At 70.7% G+C, this 15,528-nt stretch carries 11 protein-coding genes; 4 read left to right on the top strand and 7 right to left on the bottom strand.

Annotation, left to right across the window (positions count from 1 at the left end; all coding sequences use genetic code 11):
- Positions 1-51: 51 nt before the first annotated feature.
- Entirely contained in the window at positions 52-525 is a 474-nt protein-coding gene (dut, locus tag AB6732_RS05975) for a dUTP diphosphatase (protein ID WP_066212271.1), read from the bottom strand.
- A gap of 151 nt (positions 526-676) precedes the next feature.
- Between dut and AB6732_RS05970 the strand changes: the two genes are divergently transcribed.
- Positions 677-1,159 carry a DUF3093 domain-containing protein gene (locus AB6732_RS05970; RefSeq protein WP_370959107.1) on the top strand — a complete coding sequence of 161 codons (483 nt, stop codon included), beginning with the start codon at positions 677-679 and terminating at the stop codon, positions 1,157-1,159.
- A 136-nt stretch (positions 1,160-1,295) separates the two neighbouring features.
- Here AB6732_RS05970 and AB6732_RS05965 read toward each other — a convergent pair whose 3' ends face one another.
- On the bottom strand, positions 1,296-1,598 hold the full coding sequence (locus AB6732_RS05965; RefSeq protein WP_370959106.1) for a DUF4193 domain-containing protein: 303 nt from the start codon (positions 1,596-1,598) through the stop codon (positions 1,296-1,298).
- A gap of 246 nt (positions 1,599-1,844) precedes the next feature.
- Here AB6732_RS05965 and sepH point away from each other — a divergent pair, with 246 nt between their 5' ends.
- The gene (gene sepH, locus AB6732_RS05960; protein WP_370959105.1) at positions 1,845-3,200 is read left to right on the top strand and encodes a septation protein SepH; all 1,356 of its coding nucleotides are present in this window, start codon (positions 1,845-1,847) and stop codon (positions 3,198-3,200) included.
- Between the two features lie 60 nt (positions 3,201-3,260).
- Here the strand turns inward: sepH and AB6732_RS05955 are convergent, their stop codons facing one another.
- The 3 genes from AB6732_RS05955 to AB6732_RS05945 form a co-directional block, all read right to left on the bottom strand.
- Entirely contained in the window at positions 3,261-4,463 is a 1,203-nt protein-coding gene (locus AB6732_RS05955; protein ID WP_370959104.1) for an alkaline phosphatase family protein, read from the bottom strand.
- On the bottom strand, positions 4,460-5,203 hold the full coding sequence (locus AB6732_RS05950; RefSeq protein WP_370959103.1) for a DUF5998 family protein: 744 nt from the start codon (positions 5,201-5,203) through the stop codon (positions 4,460-4,462). Before AB6732_RS05950 ends, AB6732_RS05955 begins: the two co-directional genes overlap by 4 nt.
- A 73-nt stretch (positions 5,204-5,276) precedes the next feature.
- Positions 5,277-7,994 (bottom strand): GNAT family N-acetyltransferase, encoded by a 2,718-nt coding sequence (locus AB6732_RS05945; RefSeq protein WP_370959102.1) that lies wholly within the window; start codon positions 7,992-7,994, stop codon positions 5,277-5,279.
- Positions 7,995-8,061: 67 nt separating this feature from the next.
- Here AB6732_RS05945 and AB6732_RS05940 point away from each other — a divergent pair, with 67 nt between their 5' ends.
- Together AB6732_RS05940 and AB6732_RS05935 are read left to right on the top strand one after the other, a co-directional pair.
- Positions 8,062-10,542, top strand: a complete 2,481-nt coding sequence (locus tag AB6732_RS05940; protein ID WP_370959101.1) for a DNA topoisomerase (ATP-hydrolyzing) subunit A — start codon at positions 8,062-8,064, stop codon at positions 10,540-10,542.
- 65 nt (positions 10,543-10,607) lie between these two features.
- Positions 10,608-11,126: a DinB family protein gene (locus AB6732_RS05935; RefSeq protein WP_370959100.1), complete on the top strand. Its 519-nt coding sequence runs from the start codon at positions 10,608-10,610 to the stop codon at positions 11,124-11,126.
- Here AB6732_RS05935 and AB6732_RS05930 read toward each other — a convergent pair.
- Positions 11,116-12,087, bottom strand: a complete 972-nt coding sequence (locus tag AB6732_RS05930; RefSeq protein ID WP_370959099.1) for a GNAT family N-acetyltransferase — start codon at positions 12,085-12,087, stop codon at positions 11,116-11,118. The genes AB6732_RS05935 and AB6732_RS05930 overlap by 11 nt on opposite strands.
- Before the next feature lie 45 nt (positions 12,088-12,132).
- Complete coding sequence (gene cydD / locus AB6732_RS05925; RefSeq protein WP_370959098.1) at positions 12,133-15,528, bottom strand: thiol reductant ABC exporter subunit CydD; 3,396 nt, start codon at positions 15,526-15,528, stop codon at positions 12,133-12,135.

Genomic DNA, 15,528 nt, shown 5'->3' with positions numbered 1-15,528 from the left:
CTCAGTGGCTTCGTGTCAAGGGCGCCGTGGTGCCGTGGTTGTGGGGTGCGTTCAGGCGTGTGAGCCGGCGAAGCCGCCGGTCGATCCGAAACCGCCAGCGCCGCGGACCGAGTCCGGCAGTTCACTCACGGCGACGAAACGGGCGTGCTCCACGCGCTGAATCACCATCTGTGCGATTCTATCGCCGCGGCGCAGATCGATCGCCTGCTCGCGGTCCGTGTTGATCAGGGTGACGGCGATCTCCCCACGGTAACCCGCGTCCACCGTGCCGGGAGCGTTGACGATGCTCAGCCCCTGCTTGGTGGCCAGGCCGGAACGGGGGTGGATCAGGGCGACGTAGCCGAAGGGCAGGGCGATGGAGACTCCGGTCGGAACCAGGCGCCGCTCCCCCGGTTCCAGGTGCACGTCGACCCGGGCCCGCAGATCGGCTCCCGCGTCGCCCGGCTGGGCGTACGACGGCGGCTCCAGGCCGTCGTCGAGCATGCGGAGTTCAACATCAAGGGTGTGCGGTTGGGGTTCAGTCACGCGCTCAAGCCTAGTACGGCCGTCCGGCCTCCCGCTGAACCCGCCGGCCCCGTCCCCGGCCCCTGGGAGGGGTGCTGAGCACCCGCGGGCGGCCCCTCGTGAGAGCCCGGGCCGAGATGAAATGCCCAGGGAAAGGTGCCAAGCTAGTGTCATGCCCTCCACGAACACCGGTCCGGCCATGCCTTCGGACGCCTCCACCACCCCTGCGCTCTTCAGCGAGCGGCTCTGGCCCGGGCTCGGCGCCTGGATCATCGTGGCGGTCCTGTCCCTCGCCGGAATCCTGGTGCTCGCGCCGATCGGGATCGGATACGGCGTCGCCGCCGCCATCGTGATCTTCCTCCTCGTGGGCGGTGCGCTGTACGCGAACACCCCCCGCATCGAAGTCACCGCCACGGAATTCCGTGCCGGCAAGGCCGTCATCGACCGCGCCTTCCTCGGCGAGGTGCAGGCGTTCAGTCACGACGAGGCCTTCCAGGAGCGCGGTCCGCGGCTCAACGGCCTCGCCTTCCTCTGCATCCGCGGCTGGGTGGACCCGGTGGTCCGCGTCGAGATCACCGATCCCGAGGACGAAACCCCGTACTGGCTCGTCTCCACCCGGCGGCCCCAGCAGCTCGTGGCGGCACTGACCTCCTGAGACCGGCACGACCCCGTACGGTCGGCCGCACATCCCCCATTGACGGCGAAGGGCCGGTGCAACTGCACCGGCCCTTCGCCGTGGGTGAACCGTGGCGCCCGGCTGCCGGGTGCCGTCGTGCCGGACGCGCCGTGTCTCAGCCTTCGCAGTCGACGCAGTACGCCAGACCGCCCTGTTCACGGGCGATCTGGGAGCGATGCCGCACCAGGAAACAGGAGGCGCAGGTGAACTCGTCCGACTGCTCCGGAAGGACGATCACTTGGAGCTCTTCGTGGGACAGATCCGCCCCGGGCAATTCGAAGGAATCGGCGAGGTCCGCCTCATCCTCGTCCACCACGGCAGAGGTGCCGTCAGCACGGTGCGTGGTCTTCAAGGCTTCCAGGGACTCGTTCGCCCGGTCTTCCTCGGTCTTGCGGGGCGCATCGTAATCGGTGGCCATGTGGTGTTGTTTCCCCCTTATGAGAAATCGGGAAGCCACCCTCGAGTGGCCAGGAACTACAGCGTCAACGTCGAGAGAGCGGATTTTGTGCCCGAGCCGGAGCCCGCGCCCGATTCTGGCGGAGATCCGGCCTTAAAGCCAGTCAATACGGGGGAAATTTCGCGGCACGCCCTCGAAGCTGACCGCGATGCCGCCCCGGAGATGGCAGAGTTTCGATTGACGGCAACGCACACATGGAGGTACAGGATGCAGGAGCTGCGGCTTCTCGGAGTTCACGACGACGGTGATCGCCTCTTGCTCAGCGACTCCAGTGGAGAACGCTACGAGCTTCCTCTCGATGAGGCGCTGCGCCGCGCCATCGCCCGGGCGGCCGCCCGGCCCAGTGCCCGGGGCGGTTCCGCTTCCGCTCTCAGCCCGCGCGACATCCAGGCCCGCATCCGGGCCGGCGCCACTGCGGCCGAGGTCGCCGAGGAATCCGGCCTGCCCCTTGCCAGCGTGGAACGCTACGAGGGCCCCGTGCTGGCCGAACGCGCCCACGTGGCCGATCAGGCGCGCGGCGTCGAGGTTCCGGGACACCTGGACGACGGCGAGGGCTACCGCAGTGCCTTCGGTCAGGACCGGGCGTTCCTGGGCGAAATGGTCGAGCACCGCCTCAAGCAGCTCGGCGTCCCCGTCGACGGCCTGAGCTGGGACTCCAAGAAGGTGGCCCACGGCCTCTGGGAGGTCACGGCGGACTTCGACATCCCCGAATCGCTCGGCGGTCAGCTCGGTGAGGAACCGCCGGCCCGCTGGACCTACTCCCCGCTGACCAAGACGCTGCAGAACGCCAACCGCTGGGCGCAGCACCTCAGTGAGCTCGAACCCCTTCCGCTCCATGTGGACAGCCCGTGGGGCAGCCGCCGCCTCTCGGCCGTGCGCGACCACCCCTTCGACGTGGAGGCCGACGCGGTCGAGCAGCCCGCGTCCGACGACCTCCTGAGCGACTCCGAGAGCCTGGTCGACCTCCTGAACTCCCGGCGCGGTCAGCGCCTCGGGGTCGACGAGGACAGTGACGACACCCTCGCACTCCTGCTCTCGCAGGGCGTGCCCGCGGCTCACCCCCGCCCCTCCGAGGTGGACGAAGAGGAGGACGACACCCCGGCTGCGGAGGTCCCCCGGCTGCGCCTGGCCCTGCCCGAAGAGGAGGAGCACGAGGACGACGGCATCTCCCTGTCCGACGGTGTGAGCACTCACACCCGCGAGATCCGCGTGGTGCCGCCGGCGGAGCGCGGAGGCCGTAAGGGCGGCCCGAGCCTCGCTGACGAGATCTTCGCCAACGCCACCGAGGAGGAGGCCGAAGCAGGCGAACGCTCCCCTCTGCGGCAGCGTTCCGTGCTGCGTGGTGCGAGCTTCCACAAGGATCCCGAGGACTTCGCACGCGCCGAGGCCGAGCGCCGTCAGCGCGAAGAGGACGCCCGCCGCGACGACGAGTCCCAGAAGGGGTCGCGTTCTGCGAAGGACGACTCCGCCGACTCGGAGAACAAGTCCCCGGAGAAGCCGGCCAAGAGGCGCAGCGTGCCCAGCTGGGATGAGATCGTCTTCGGCACCAAGGGCGACAACTGACAGCAGACGGTGACGCGGCTGGTCACCGCCGGCCGCGACGGTTCATCCGGCCCAGGCCTGTCAGGACCGGCGTCGGCCCGTCCCGCCGCGGCTTCCGGCCTTGGGCCCGTTCGCCAGGAAACTGAGCAGCGGCACTTCACGTTCTGCCCTGGTCAGCGAGCCATGCTGACCGATCATCTCCATGGCCTCCGGCCTGACCCTGCGGAGATCGAAGAACGCGACCTCTTCGCGAGCCAGGATCAGCACGTCGCCGATCCTCGGCAGCACTTCGTCACGGACCGCCCCGAAATAGCCGTCGCGGATCGCCTGGTCCTTCTCCAGCACCCAGATCCGGTCGCCGAAGCGTGATTCCCACGCCCGCCGCAGGAGGGCGGGATCCCCACCCTCCTCCAGGTGCAGATGCAGCATCCGTGGCTCGCCGGCGGTGTGCCGGACACCGTCGATGAGCTCCGGGAAGGCCGAGAAGTCGACGCGGCCGCTCCTCGGGACATCCACCATGCCGTGGTCCGCCGAGACCAGCACGCGGGTGTCCTGCGGAAGCCGGGCCGCCAGCTGACGGAGGGTGAAGTCCACCTCCTCGAGTGCAGCCAGGAACTCCGGGGAGTCCACGCCGTACTTGTGGCCGGCTTTGTCCACGTCATTGAGGTAGAAGTACACCAGGCCCGGCTTCTGGAGGATGTCCACGGCCGCGCCGATCCGGCCGGCCAGAGTCCCGGAGCCGTGGAACTCCGTCCCGCGCAGCGCGGCATGGGTCATGGACGAGGACGCGAAGCGCGGAATGCTGACCGTGTGCACCGGGACCTGGGCGGATGCCAGCTCGAAGACGGTCGGCAACGGCTGCCAGCGGGCGGGATCCACCCCGGCGTCCCAGTTGCCGAGCTGGTTGACGACCTTGCCCTGATCCGGGTCCAGCACGTCATAACCGACCATGCCGTGCTGCCCGGGAGCCGCACCCGTGCCGAGGCTGGCGAGGGAGCTGGCCGTCGTGGTGGGGAAAGCCGCGTCGAGGCGCACGGGGAGCCCGGAGCCGCCGGCCTGGACCAGCGACCTCATGAACGGCACGTGGGCCGCATACCGCTTGAGCACCTGGGCACCCATCCCGTCCACCAGGACGAGGCAGACGCGGCTCGCCGCCGGGATCTTCAGCGCGTTGGGCAGTCCTGCGGCGCCGGCGGCGGAAGCCGCGCTGCTGAGAAGGTCGGCGATGCTGCGGCGGCCGTACGCCGGGACCTGGGGCGGCGCCGTCGTCGTCGCGTCCGTCACTGGCGGTGGCTGCTGCGGGAACCGAGGCGGCCGGAGAGCGCCGCGAGGCCGCGGGCCGGCTTCCGGACGGGCGCGTGTGGGGCCGCCTCGCCGCGCGGAGCGGGGGCCGTCTGAGTCTCGGGGAGGTCCCCGACGCGCTGGCCGGTGCTCGCGGAACGCAGCGAATGGGCGAACTGGCGGGCCTGCTTGAGCGACTTGGGGCCGTCCGCCTCGGCGCTCACGCGCAGCACGATGTCCTCGGCGCTGCTGGTGCCATTGAGGCCGTGGTCGGCCTCGCACTGCGGATCGCCGCACGTGGCGGGCATCAGGTCGAGGCGGCGTCCACCGGACCACGCGATGGACAGGGTCAGCTCGCGCGGCTGTTCCTTGCCGCTGTACTCCTGAGGCTGGGCGTACACGAAGCCGAGCACCACGCTGCGGATCTGGTGCAGCGGCACCGTCTCGGTGGAGACCTGCGCCATGACCTGCTCCCCCTTGTCATCGAGCTGGTGGTCGTCCACATGGACGACCACCAGGACGTCGTGGGTGAGCACGAGGGCGGTGACGTGACGGCGCACTTCGGCGCGGTCGAAGTGTGTCTCGAGGTGAACGAGCTGCTGGAGCGGGACCTGGCCGTCCAGAGCGTCCTGGATGACGTCCATGACCAGTCGCGGGTAGAAACCCGCCCGGTCCACGGCGGCCCGGAGATCACTCATGGGATGTGCCTTTGAGGTGCTGCTGGGCTGGCTCATGGAATCCATTTTCCCATGAGCCGGCGGGTCCACGCGAATGCATCTCCCGCGCGACGGCGACCTCGCCGCCGCGCGCTCTCGCTCACTGGTTGCGCAGAGCCCTCCGCGCACTGTCGGTGCGCTGCGCCGCATTGGCGATGTGCACGGTGGCCGAGAGCACCGTCAGCCCGTGCTGGCCCACGAGCACCGGGGTGAACTCCAGCAGGGCGATCTCCGGGTGGTTGTCCTTCAGCTCGGCGACCGTGAACAGGAGGTCGGCCAGTGCCGACGTGTCCATCGGAGGCAGGCCCTCGTAGCCGGTCAGCTTCACCGCCGCCTTGGGAGCGTGCACGAATTCCCGAGCCTCCTCCTCGCTGAGCGGCGGGACCCGGTACGCCCAGTCGTCCAGCAGCTTGACCGCATCGCCGGCCAGCCCGTATGCCACCACGGGTCCGAGCAGCGGGTCCTCGATCGCGCGGAGCGTGCAGGCCTGACCCACCCCGGCCATGGACTGCACTTCGAGATCCGTGGCGCCGTAGACCGCCAGCACGTCCTTCATCTGCTCGACGTTCCGGGCCAATGACTCGCGGTCCTGGATGTTGAGGCGCACTCCCCCGAGGTCCAGGCGATGCCGCAATGCCGGGCTGAGAGTCTTCAAAGCCACGGGCCAGCCGAGCTCGTCCGCCGCCTCCTGCGCCTCCGCCACCGTGCTGAACTGCCGGGACGGGAGGACCTGGATCCCGTAGCAGCCCAGGAGCGACTCCAGACGATCCTGGTCGAGAGCCACGAGCTGCGGTCCCTGCACCGGCCTCAGCCACTCCGCGAGCAGGGCGGCGGCCCGCTCGCGTGGCTCCCGGGACGCAAGGTCACCCGTCATGTCCGGGGCGGACTCGGCGGACAGCTCCCGATCCCGCCAGCTCACATAGCCTGCGACGGCGGCCACGGCGGCCAGCGCTGCGCCAGGGCTTTCGAACGCGGGCAGGCCTCGCTGCCCGTCGGACGTGCCTCCGAGCACCCCGCTCTCCCGCTGGGCCGGATCGAAATTCCCGGGGAAGACCGCCACCAGGGGCTTCTCCCCCTCCCGGGCGAGGGACGCCAGACAGTCCACCAGCGCGTCATGCTCGAGCCCGAGCGACGGCAGCACCGTCACCACGATGCTGTCCACCCCGGCGTCGTCCTGGAGGGCGGCGATCTCGCGCCGCAGCCGGGCCAGCGCCACGGACTGCCCGCCGTCGAGTGAGAGGGCGCCCTGCACGGTTCCGATCACCAGACCGTGGCCTTCCGCGGTGTCGGCGACGATCCTGGCAAGGTTCAGCGAATTGGAGAGGATCCCCACGCGGCCGCCGCGGGGCAGGGGCTGAGCCTCGACCAGCTGGGCGACATCCAGTAGCTCCTCCATGGTCCCGACCCGGATGACCCCGGCCTGCCGCAGCATGGCGTCCAGCGCCCGGGCGGGCGCCTGCGTGGTGCGGACCGCATGGCCGGGTGGCAGGCGGAGGCCGATGGTCTCCGGCTTCGCCACGATCACCGGTTTGCTCCGGGCCAGGCGGCGCGCGATCCGCGAGAACTTGCGGGGATTGCCGAACGACTCCAGGAACAGCCCCACGGCGCGTGTGCGGGAGTCGTCCTCCCAGTACTGCATGACGTCGTTGCCGGAGACGTCGGCGCGGTTGCCCGCGGAGACGAAGCTGGAGATGCCGACCGCGCGCCGCTGAGCCGTGGCGTAGAGCGAGATCCCGACGGCGGCGGACTGGCTGAACAGCCCGAGCCCGCCCGGCGCCGGCATGCCCGGCGCCATCGAGACGTTCAGGGCGACGGCGGGATCGCTGTTGATGAGCCCCAGGGACGCCGGACCGATCACACGCATGCCGGCGGCCCGGGCTTGGCGCACGATCTCGTTCTGGCGCGCGAGGCCCCGCTCGCCGTCGTCCGCGAAGCCGGCGGTGATGATCAGCACACCCCGCACGCCGGCGGCGCCGCACTCGGCCACGACACCGGGCACCTCGTCGTACGGCACCGCGATGACGGCCAGGTCCACGGGCCCCGGCACCTCGGTGATGCTGCCGTAGCTCAGCCCGCCGCCCACCTCGAGCGCGGAGGGATTGACGGCGTAGACGGTCCCGGTGAACCCGCCCTCGAGCAGATGGTGCATGATCTCGTGGCCGATCTTGCCCCAGTGGCGGCTCGCGCCGATCACCGCCACCGAAGCCGGCGCCAGGAGTTCCTGGACGCTGCGGGCCTCCGCGCGATGCTCGCGGGACTCCATCACGGCGCGGGATTTCACGGTGGGGTCGATGTCGAAACCGACCAGGATCACGCCGTCCTCGAGCTGACGCTGCACCTCGTACCCGGCGTCGGCGAACACGCTGAGCATCTTCCGGTTCTCCGGAAGGACCTCCGCCGTGAACCGCCGGATGCCGTTCTCCAGGGCCGCCGCGGCGAGATGTTCCAGGAGGATCGAGCCGAGCCCCCGGCCCTGGTGCCGGTCCGAGATGTTGAAGGCGACCTCCGCTTCGCGGGTGCCGTCCAGCCGGTCGTACCGGGCGATGCCGACGATCTCCCCGGCGATCGTGATCACGAGGGCGACGCGGTCCCGGTGGTCCACCTCGGTGAAGCGCTTGAGCTCCATGCGGCTGAGCTTGGCCTTGTAGCTGAAGAAGCGCAGATAGATGGAGGACTGTGACTGGGCCTGGTGGAAGGCCTGCACCGCCTCGGCGTCGGACGGGGCGATGGGCCGGATGTGACCGGTGCCTCCGTCCCGCAGCACGACATCGGCCTCCCAGTAGTCCGGATATCCAGCAAGTTCAGCCGCGCGCGCCATAAGCTTTAGAGTAGTCGTCGCGCCACCGGGGCGCGCCGCAGCACACCACGAGGTCATTCGTAAATCCATGGCGCGACGCACCACTAGCCGGGGAGCCCAGCCCCTAGAGCCGTTCACTGAGAACATCGTCGAGATCGACGTCACCACGGAGATGGAGACGTCCTTCCTCGAGTACGCCTATTCGGTGATCTACTCCCGTGCCCTCCCGGACGCCCGGGACGGCATGAAGCCCGTGCAGCGGCGCATCCTCTACATGATGAGCGACATGGGCCTCCGGCCGGACAAGGGCCACGTCAAGAGCGCCCGCGTGGTCGGCGAGGTCATGGGCAAGCTTCACCCGCACGGTGACACCGCCATCTATGACGCCATGGTCCGCATGGCCCAGGACTTCTCCCTGCGCCTGCCGCTCATCGACGGCCACGGCAACTTCGGCTCGCTCGACGACGGCCCCGCCGCCCCGCGTTACACCGAAGCGCGTCTGGCGCCGTCCGCCATGGCGCTGACCGGGAATCTGGACGAAGACGTCGTCGACTTCGTCCCGAACTACGACAACCAGCTCACCCAGCCCGAGGTGCTGCCGGCGGCCTTCCCGAACCTTCTGGTCAACGGCGCCTCCGGCATCGCCGTGGGCATGGCCACCAACATGGCCCCCCACAATCTGGGCGAGGTCATCGCAGGCGCCCGGCACCTCCTCGACCACCCGGACGCCACTCTGGAGACCATCATGGGCTTCATCCCGGGCCCGGATCTGCCCGGCGGCGGACGGATCGTGGGCCTGGACGGCATCCGGGACGCCTACGCCACCGGCCGCGGCAGCTTCAAGACCCGCGCCAAAGTCACCGTGGAGCAGCTCTCCGCACGGCGGACCGGCCTCGTGGTCACCGAGCTCCCGTACATGGTGGGCCCCGAGAAGGTCATCGAGAAGATCAAGGACGCGGTCAACGCCAAGAAGCTGGCCGGCATCAGCGACCTGGTGGACCTCACGGACCGCCAGAACGGGCTGCGGCTCGTCATCGAGCTCAAGAACGGCTTCAACCCGCAGGCCGTCCTGCAGCAGCTGTACCGCCTGACGCCCCTGGAGGACTCCTTCGGCATCAACAACGTCACGCTGGTGGACGGTCAGCCGCGCACGCTCGGCCTGATGGAGCTCCTGCACGTCTACCTGGGCCACCGCCTCGACGTCGTCCGCCGCCGCACCGCCTTCCGGCTCGGCAAGAAACAGGACCGTCTGCACCTCGTGGAAGGCCTGCTGATCGCGATCGTCGACATCGACGAGGTCATCCAGATCATCCGCTCCAGCGACGAGGCCGCCGTGGCCCGTGAGCGGCTCATGTCCATCTACGACCTCTCCGAGGCTCAGGCCAACTACATCCTGGAACTGCGGCTGCGTCAGCTGACCAAGTACTCGCTGATCGAGCTGGAGAAGGAGCGGGACGAACTCCGCCGGCAGATCGCCGAACTCGAGGAGATCCTCGCCTCGGACGCCCGCCTGCGCGAGGTGGTCTCCGCCGAACTGGCCGAGGTCGCCGAGCAGTACGGCACTCCCCGTCGCACGGTCCTCCTGGACAAGGAGGACGTCCCGGTCAAGGCCCTCGCCGCGCCCGCGGGCAAGAAAGCCGCGGCCCAGCAGCTGCCCCTGGAGATCGCGGACGAGCCCTGCTGGGTGGTCCTCAGCGCCTCCGGCGTCGTCGCCCGCACGGACTCGGCCGAGCCACTGGCGGATCCGGGCAACCGCGCCAAGCACGACGTCTTCGTCTCCACCGTCCGCACCACCGCCCGCAGTGAGCTGGGCGCGGTGACCGACCGGGGCCGGATGCTGCGGATCCAGGCCATGGACCTGCCCGTCGTCCCCATGCCGGGCGGGGCGCCGAACCTCGCGACGAGCGTGCCGGTCAAGGAGTTCCTGCCCCTGCCCAAGGGCGAAAGCGTCATCGGCATCGTCCCCCTCAACGAGGTCGTCGCGCTCGGCACCGCACAGGGCGTGGTGAAGCGCCTGCAGCCGGACTACCCGCTCAACCGCGAGGACTGGGAGGCGATCACCCTCAAGGACAAGGACCGTGTGCTCGCGATCGCCCCCGCGCCGGATGACTCCGAGCTGGTCTTCGTCTCGCGGTCCAGCCAGCTGCTCCGGATGGGCGCCACCGCGGTGCGGCCGCAGGGCCGTCTCGCGGGCGGCATGGCCGGCATCAAGCTGGCCGACGACGACGAGGCGATCTTCTTCGGCGTCGTCGCCGCGGGCGATCCCTCCGCCGTCGTGGTCACCATCGCCGGATCGTCCGACGCGCTGCCGGGCACCAACCCGGGCGCCGCGAAGGTGACTGAGTTCTCGGAGTTCCCGGTCAAGGGGCGTGCGACGGGCGGCGTCCGGGCACACCGGTTCCTGAAGGGCGAGGACCGGCTTCTCCTGGCCTGGGCCGGTCACGGTCCCGCCCGGGCGTCCAGTGCCGCGGGCGTGGCGCGGTCCCTGCCGCAGGAACACGGCCGCCGCGACGGTTCGGGAGTGCCCCTGAGCCAGTCCGTGGATCTGATCGGACCGAGCCTGGGCTGAGACCACCGGTCTCCGCCCAGGCCGGCGGGTCGGCCCTTTCACGACCTGCTGACTATGCTGGACCCATGGCGATTGAACCGGATGTGAAGGACTGGACCTGGGTGATCGAGAGGATCTGCCCCGAATGCGGCTTCGATCCCGCAGACATCACGCCCGCGGACGTGGCACGGGAGATCCGGACCCATCCGGCCCGCTGGGAGGCCGTGCTGGCCCGCCCCGACGTCACGGTCCGTCCGGACGAGTCCACCTGGTCGCCTCTCGAGTACGCCGCCCATGTGCGGGACGTGCTGGAGCTGTTCCGGGAGCGACTGCATCTCATGCTCGGCCGTGACGGCGTGGAATTCGCCAACTGGGATCAGGACGCCACCGCCGTGGCGAAGGAGTACCGCCAGGAGAGCCCCCGGCGCGTCGCGCATCAGATCGCCGAGGAGACGGAACTCACCGCCCGGGCGTTCGAGGAGGCGCCCGGCCAGCTGCTCGGTCACCGCGGGCTGCGCAGCAACGGCTCACAGTTCACGGTGGCCTCGCTCTCCAGCTACTTCCTCCACGACGTGGTCCACCACCTGCACGACGTCACGGCGTAGCGGGGATCAGCTTCTCCCAGACGGGGGCCCGGTTCACCACGCGGTAGCCGAGGCCCTCGTACAGCGCCAGGGCACCGGTGCCGTTGCCCGAGTCCATGTCGAGTGCCGCCGTGGTCATGCCGTCCGCCGCGTAGCGCCGCAGCGCTTCCTCCAGCAGATGCCGGGCGAGTCCTCGGCCCCGGTGGTCGGGGTGTACGCCGACCAGTTCGGTGTACCCTTCCACCCGGCCGTGGAGCCGTTCGATCTCCGGGTCATGGCTGCCGAGGTGGTACGCCACGGGCAGCCCGGTGGACGTCTCGCGCACCACGAAGCTCCATGCCCTCCGGACTTCGGGATTGCCCACGCGTCGTGCCCAGGACTCCTCTGTCCGGGGTGCGCTGCCCCAGTGCCCCGCGAAGGCGAGGTTGTGCAGCAGACGAGTCGCCTCGTCCAGGTCCGGCGTCCAGTCCAGGAGCTCGTAGCCCGGCGCAATCGGACGGGCCGGAGGCAGTTCGTCCAAGCCTCGGTGCATCTCGTTGAACCACCGCACGATCCCGAAGCCCTCCGACTCGAGCAGCCTCGCCGGGCCCTTCACCTGGTCCTCGTGCTGGGCCCGGAGCGCCATGCCCGGCAGCCCGCGGTCGGCGGCGAGGCGCCCGGCCCGGTCCTGCTGCCAGTGGAGAACACCCCTCCCGATGCCACGCCGCAGCCAGGCGGGGTCCACGCCGCCTTCGGTGCGCACGACGGCGCCGTCCCCCACGGCGGTGATGCGACCGTGGGCGCGGGGCACGCCGTCGTCGTCGAAGGCCAGGATGGCGTCCGAGCCCGCGTCGTGCAGCTCGAAGAACGTCTCAAGGTCCTCGGCCTTCTCGAACCACGTGTGCCGCTCCGCCTCGGCGATCCGCGCCACGAGCTCCGCCCAGGCCGGAATGTCGGTCCGCAGCGGTGCCCGGACCAGGAGTCCCCCGAATTCCTCAGTCATGGCGCCAGCCTATCGCTAGGCGCCGTGACGGCTCGGCGCCCCGGCTCATCGGGCGTGCGGGGGTCCTCCCACGGGTTCGCGGTCCCCGAGGTCCAGCCGCCCGGGGACGCGGGCGAGGTCCTCGTCCCGGTGTGAGACGACCACCAGGGTCTCCCCCTCCAGCGAGGTGACGAGGTCGTTCAGGAGCGCATCCGCCGCCTCCGCGTCCAGATGGGCCGTCGGCTCATCGAGCAGCAGCACGTTCGCCCCGGCCAGGAGAGTCCTTGCGACGGCAAGACGCTGCCGCTGGCCTCCGGACAAGAAGCTGCCGCCCGGCCCGATGCGCGTGTCGAGACCATCCGGCATGCTCCGGACCGCGTCGGCGAGCCCCACACGTTCGAGGCTCTCCCACAGCGCATCCTCTCCAGCGGAATCCGCCCGTGCGCGGGCCAGGGCCAGGTTGCCGCGGACCGTCGAATCGAACACGTGCGATTCCTGGGGGCACCACGCGATGCGGCCGTGCACGGTGATCGTCCCCTCACGGGGTGGCAGGAAGCCCAGCAGCGCAGCGAGCAGCGTCGATTTGCCGCTGCCCGACGGTCCGGAGATCCCCAGGGCCCGGCCCGGCGCGGCAGCGCCGCTGAGCCCGGTGAAGACCTTGCCCGAGTCCGGCCACGCGACGGACAGGTCCTCGAAGGACAGCCCGCTGGGGGTCGCGGCTGGCTCCACGACCCGGGTCCCCCGCGACTCCCGCACCGGTTCCGGAGCGGTGGCCGCCGTGAGGCGTTCCTCGAGGCGACGGAGCGCAGGCTTGAGGCGGCTCGCGGAGAGATGCGCCTGGAACGGCTCCTGCAGCGCCAGCAGCATGAAGGCGACGACCGCGGTCCGTTCCGCCAGTTCCTGCCCGGTCCCGAGCGCCACCGACTGCACGACGACGGCGGCCGCCCCCGCGGCGCACGCCGCCACGCTGAGCGCCAGCCCGGACCCTTCGGCCCACGCCGCGCGACGTGCGGCCCGGACCATGGCGCCGGAGAGGCGTCCCGCCTGCTCGACCACCCGCGCGCTGAGGCCGTTCCCCCGCACGTCCTTCCAGGACTGCAATGCGGACGCGACCCAGCGCAGGAGGGCCGACTTGCTCTCCAGCACGGCGCGGCTGGAGCGCCGGTCGGCCCTGACGGCCACGGCCGGGGCCACGAACAGCCCGACGATGCACACCAGCACGGTGACGGGAAGTGCGGCCGGCAGGACGAAGGCCGTGGCGGCCACGGCCAGCACGGCGGTGCCCACGGCGATCCAGCGGGGCGCCAGAACCCGTGGCAGGATGTCGCGGTACTCGTCGACATCGGCCACGACGGTGTCGAGGACGTTGCCGCCCTGCATGACGCGACGGATGCCCAGGGCCCTCCCGGAGAGCCCCTCCCACACGCGGGCCCGCAGGCTCGTGGTCACGCGGAACACGGCGTCGTGCATCACGAGCCGGTCGCAGTACCGCAGGACCGCCCGCCCGATGCCGAAGAACCGCACGCCGACGATCGCGGCCATCAGGTAGAGGATGGGCGGCTGGGAACTCGCCCGGACGATCAGCCAGCCGGACAGCGCCGCCAGGGCCACCGAGAACAGCTGGGCCAGGACACCCAGCGCCGCGGCCCGCACCAGCCGCCAGCGGGATCCGGAGAGGAGCGACGCAGAGACACGGGTGGGCAGCGGGACCGCGCGCGACGGACGGCCGTCCTCGCTCTCCGCGTGGGAATCAGCGGATGCCGCAGATCCGCCGTCGACGGCTGCCGGGGAGGCAGCAGCGAGTGTGGCCGCCTGAACATCCGAGGGATGAGCGAGTCCACCGCTGACGGGCACCGGCTCATCCGCCAGCGCGAGCGTCGCGGGTTCGTGGCTGACCAGGAGCACGGGAAGCGTCTCCGAGAGTTCGCGGAGCGAGGCACGGACCGTCGCGGCGCGGACAGGGTCCAGGTGGGCCGTGGGTTCGTCCACGAGCAGCACCTCTGCGCCGAGTTCCGTGAGCAGGAAGGCCCGGGCGAGGGCCACACGGCGCTGCTCCCCCGGACTGAGGTCAGCGATCCGCAGGTCGAGGAGATCGTCGGCGGCCGCCAGACGAGCGCTCCGGTCCAGCCGCTCCGTCGTCGCCTGCTCCCCGGCCCAGAAGGCCAGTTCGTCCCGCACCCGTTCCTCCAGGAACTCGGGATGCTGCGGAGCGTAGGCCACGGCGAGTTCGCCGGTTTCCCCCGGACGAGATCCCTCCGGAGACGCCTGGCGCAGGCGCAGCACCGTGCCCACGGCGTCGGCGCCCGGTTCCAGCGTTCCGGCCAGGGCCGAAAGCAGCGTGCTCTTGCCGCAGCCGCTCGGACCCGTGAGCGCGACGATGGCTCCCGGCCGCAGCGTGGCCGTCACCGGTCCGAGAGTGATCCCTCGGGAGGGGAAGGTCACCGCCAGGCCTTCGAGCCCGAGCCCGGGGCCCCTCACGGAGGCGACGCTCTCGACCTGAAGTCGGCGCGGCTCCGGAGCCTCCAGGACCTCGTCCACCGCTTCCAGCGCCAGTTTGCCGTCCTCACTCGCATGGTACGCGGCGCCCATCGATCGCAGTGCCTGATAACACTCCGGCGCCAGGATCAGAGCGATCAGCCCCGCTTCGAGCGGCATCTGCCCGTGGACCAGACGCACACCGATCGTCACCGCCACGAGGGCGACGGAAATGGTGGCGATCAGTTCCAGGGCCAGTGCGGACAGGAACGCGGTCCGCAGCGTCGCCATCGACTCCCGGCGATGCTGTTCACCGACCGCCTCCAGCGCCGACCGCTGCTCCTTCGAACGTCCGAGCCCCAGGAGCACGGGCAGGCCCCGCGCGAGTTCCACCAGATGCGAGGAGAGGACGTCGAGCGAGCGGTACGCCTTCAGGAGGCTCTCCTGGCTGTGCCGCCCGATCAGGATCATGAACAGCGGCACCAGCGGGATCGTCAGCACGATGATCAGGGCGCTGAGCCAGTCGGCCAGCAGGATCCTCGCCCCCACGAGCAGAGGCACGGTCGCGCAGTTGACCAGGCTGGGCAGGAACTCGGTGTAGTAGCGGTCCAGCTCATCCAGCCGCCGGGTCGCCAGCAGGGCGTCGGCGCCCCGACCCGTGGAACCGGCAGGACGTCGTCCCCCGAGGAGGGCGGCGAGCAGCCGCGTCCGCAGGCTCTCCTTCACGTCGACGACGGCGGCCCGCGCGGCGACCGACTGCCCCCACGCGGAGGCGGCCCGGAGCAGCGCTCCCAGCACTCCTCCGCCGACCAGCGGGACGAGCGCGTCGGCGTCGGCGGCCCGGCCCGCGGCGAGGAGAGCTATCCCTCCGGCCAGGGCCTGGGCCAGCAGCACCAGACCCAGGGCGTTGACGGCCCCGAACAGCCCCATCACATAGACGGGACCCTTGGGCCCGGGCGGGAACGGTGACTTCCTGGTCCGCGCCAT

Source organism: Arthrobacter sp. RCC_34, assembly GCF_041360795.1.
GTDB lineage: Bacteria > Actinomycetota > Actinomycetes > Actinomycetales > Micrococcaceae > Arthrobacter_E.
The sequence above is the reverse complement of the archived record's forward strand: the minus strand, read 5'-3'. Positions and strand labels throughout refer to the sequence as shown.

What these genes read in the sequence shown, in the direction of transcription:
- AB6732_RS05970 (WP_370959107.1), top strand. Translation starts at nt 677, where the DNA reads ATGCCCTCCACGAACACCGGTCCGGCCATGCCTTCGGACGCCTCCACC.
- AB6732_RS05965 (WP_370959106.1), bottom strand. Translation starts at nt 1,598, where the DNA reads ATGGCCACCGATTACGATGCGCCCCGCAAGACCGAGGAAGACCGGGCG.
- sepH (WP_370959105.1), top strand. Translation starts at nt 1,845, where the DNA reads ATGCAGGAGCTGCGGCTTCTCGGAGTTCACGACGACGGTGATCGCCTC.
- AB6732_RS05950 (WP_370959103.1), bottom strand. Translation starts at nt 5,203, where the DNA reads ATGGATTCCATGAGCCAGCCCAGCAGCACCTCAAAGGCACATCCCATG.
- AB6732_RS05945 (WP_370959102.1), bottom strand. Translation starts at nt 7,994, where the DNA reads ATGGCGCGCGCGGCTGAACTTGCTGGATATCCGGACTACTGGGAGGCC.
- AB6732_RS05940 (WP_370959101.1), top strand. Translation starts at nt 8,062, where the DNA reads ATGGCGCGACGCACCACTAGCCGGGGAGCCCAGCCCCTAGAGCCGTTC.
- AB6732_RS05935 (WP_370959100.1), top strand. Translation starts at nt 10,608, where the DNA reads ATGGCGATTGAACCGGATGTGAAGGACTGGACCTGGGTGATCGAGAGG.
- AB6732_RS05930 (WP_370959099.1), bottom strand. Translation starts at nt 12,087, where the DNA reads ATGACTGAGGAATTCGGGGGACTCCTGGTCCGGGCACCGCTGCGGACC.
- cydD (WP_370959098.1), bottom strand. Translation starts at nt 15,528, where the DNA reads ATGGCGCGGACCAGGAAGTCACCGTTCCCGCCCGGGCCCAAGGGTCCC.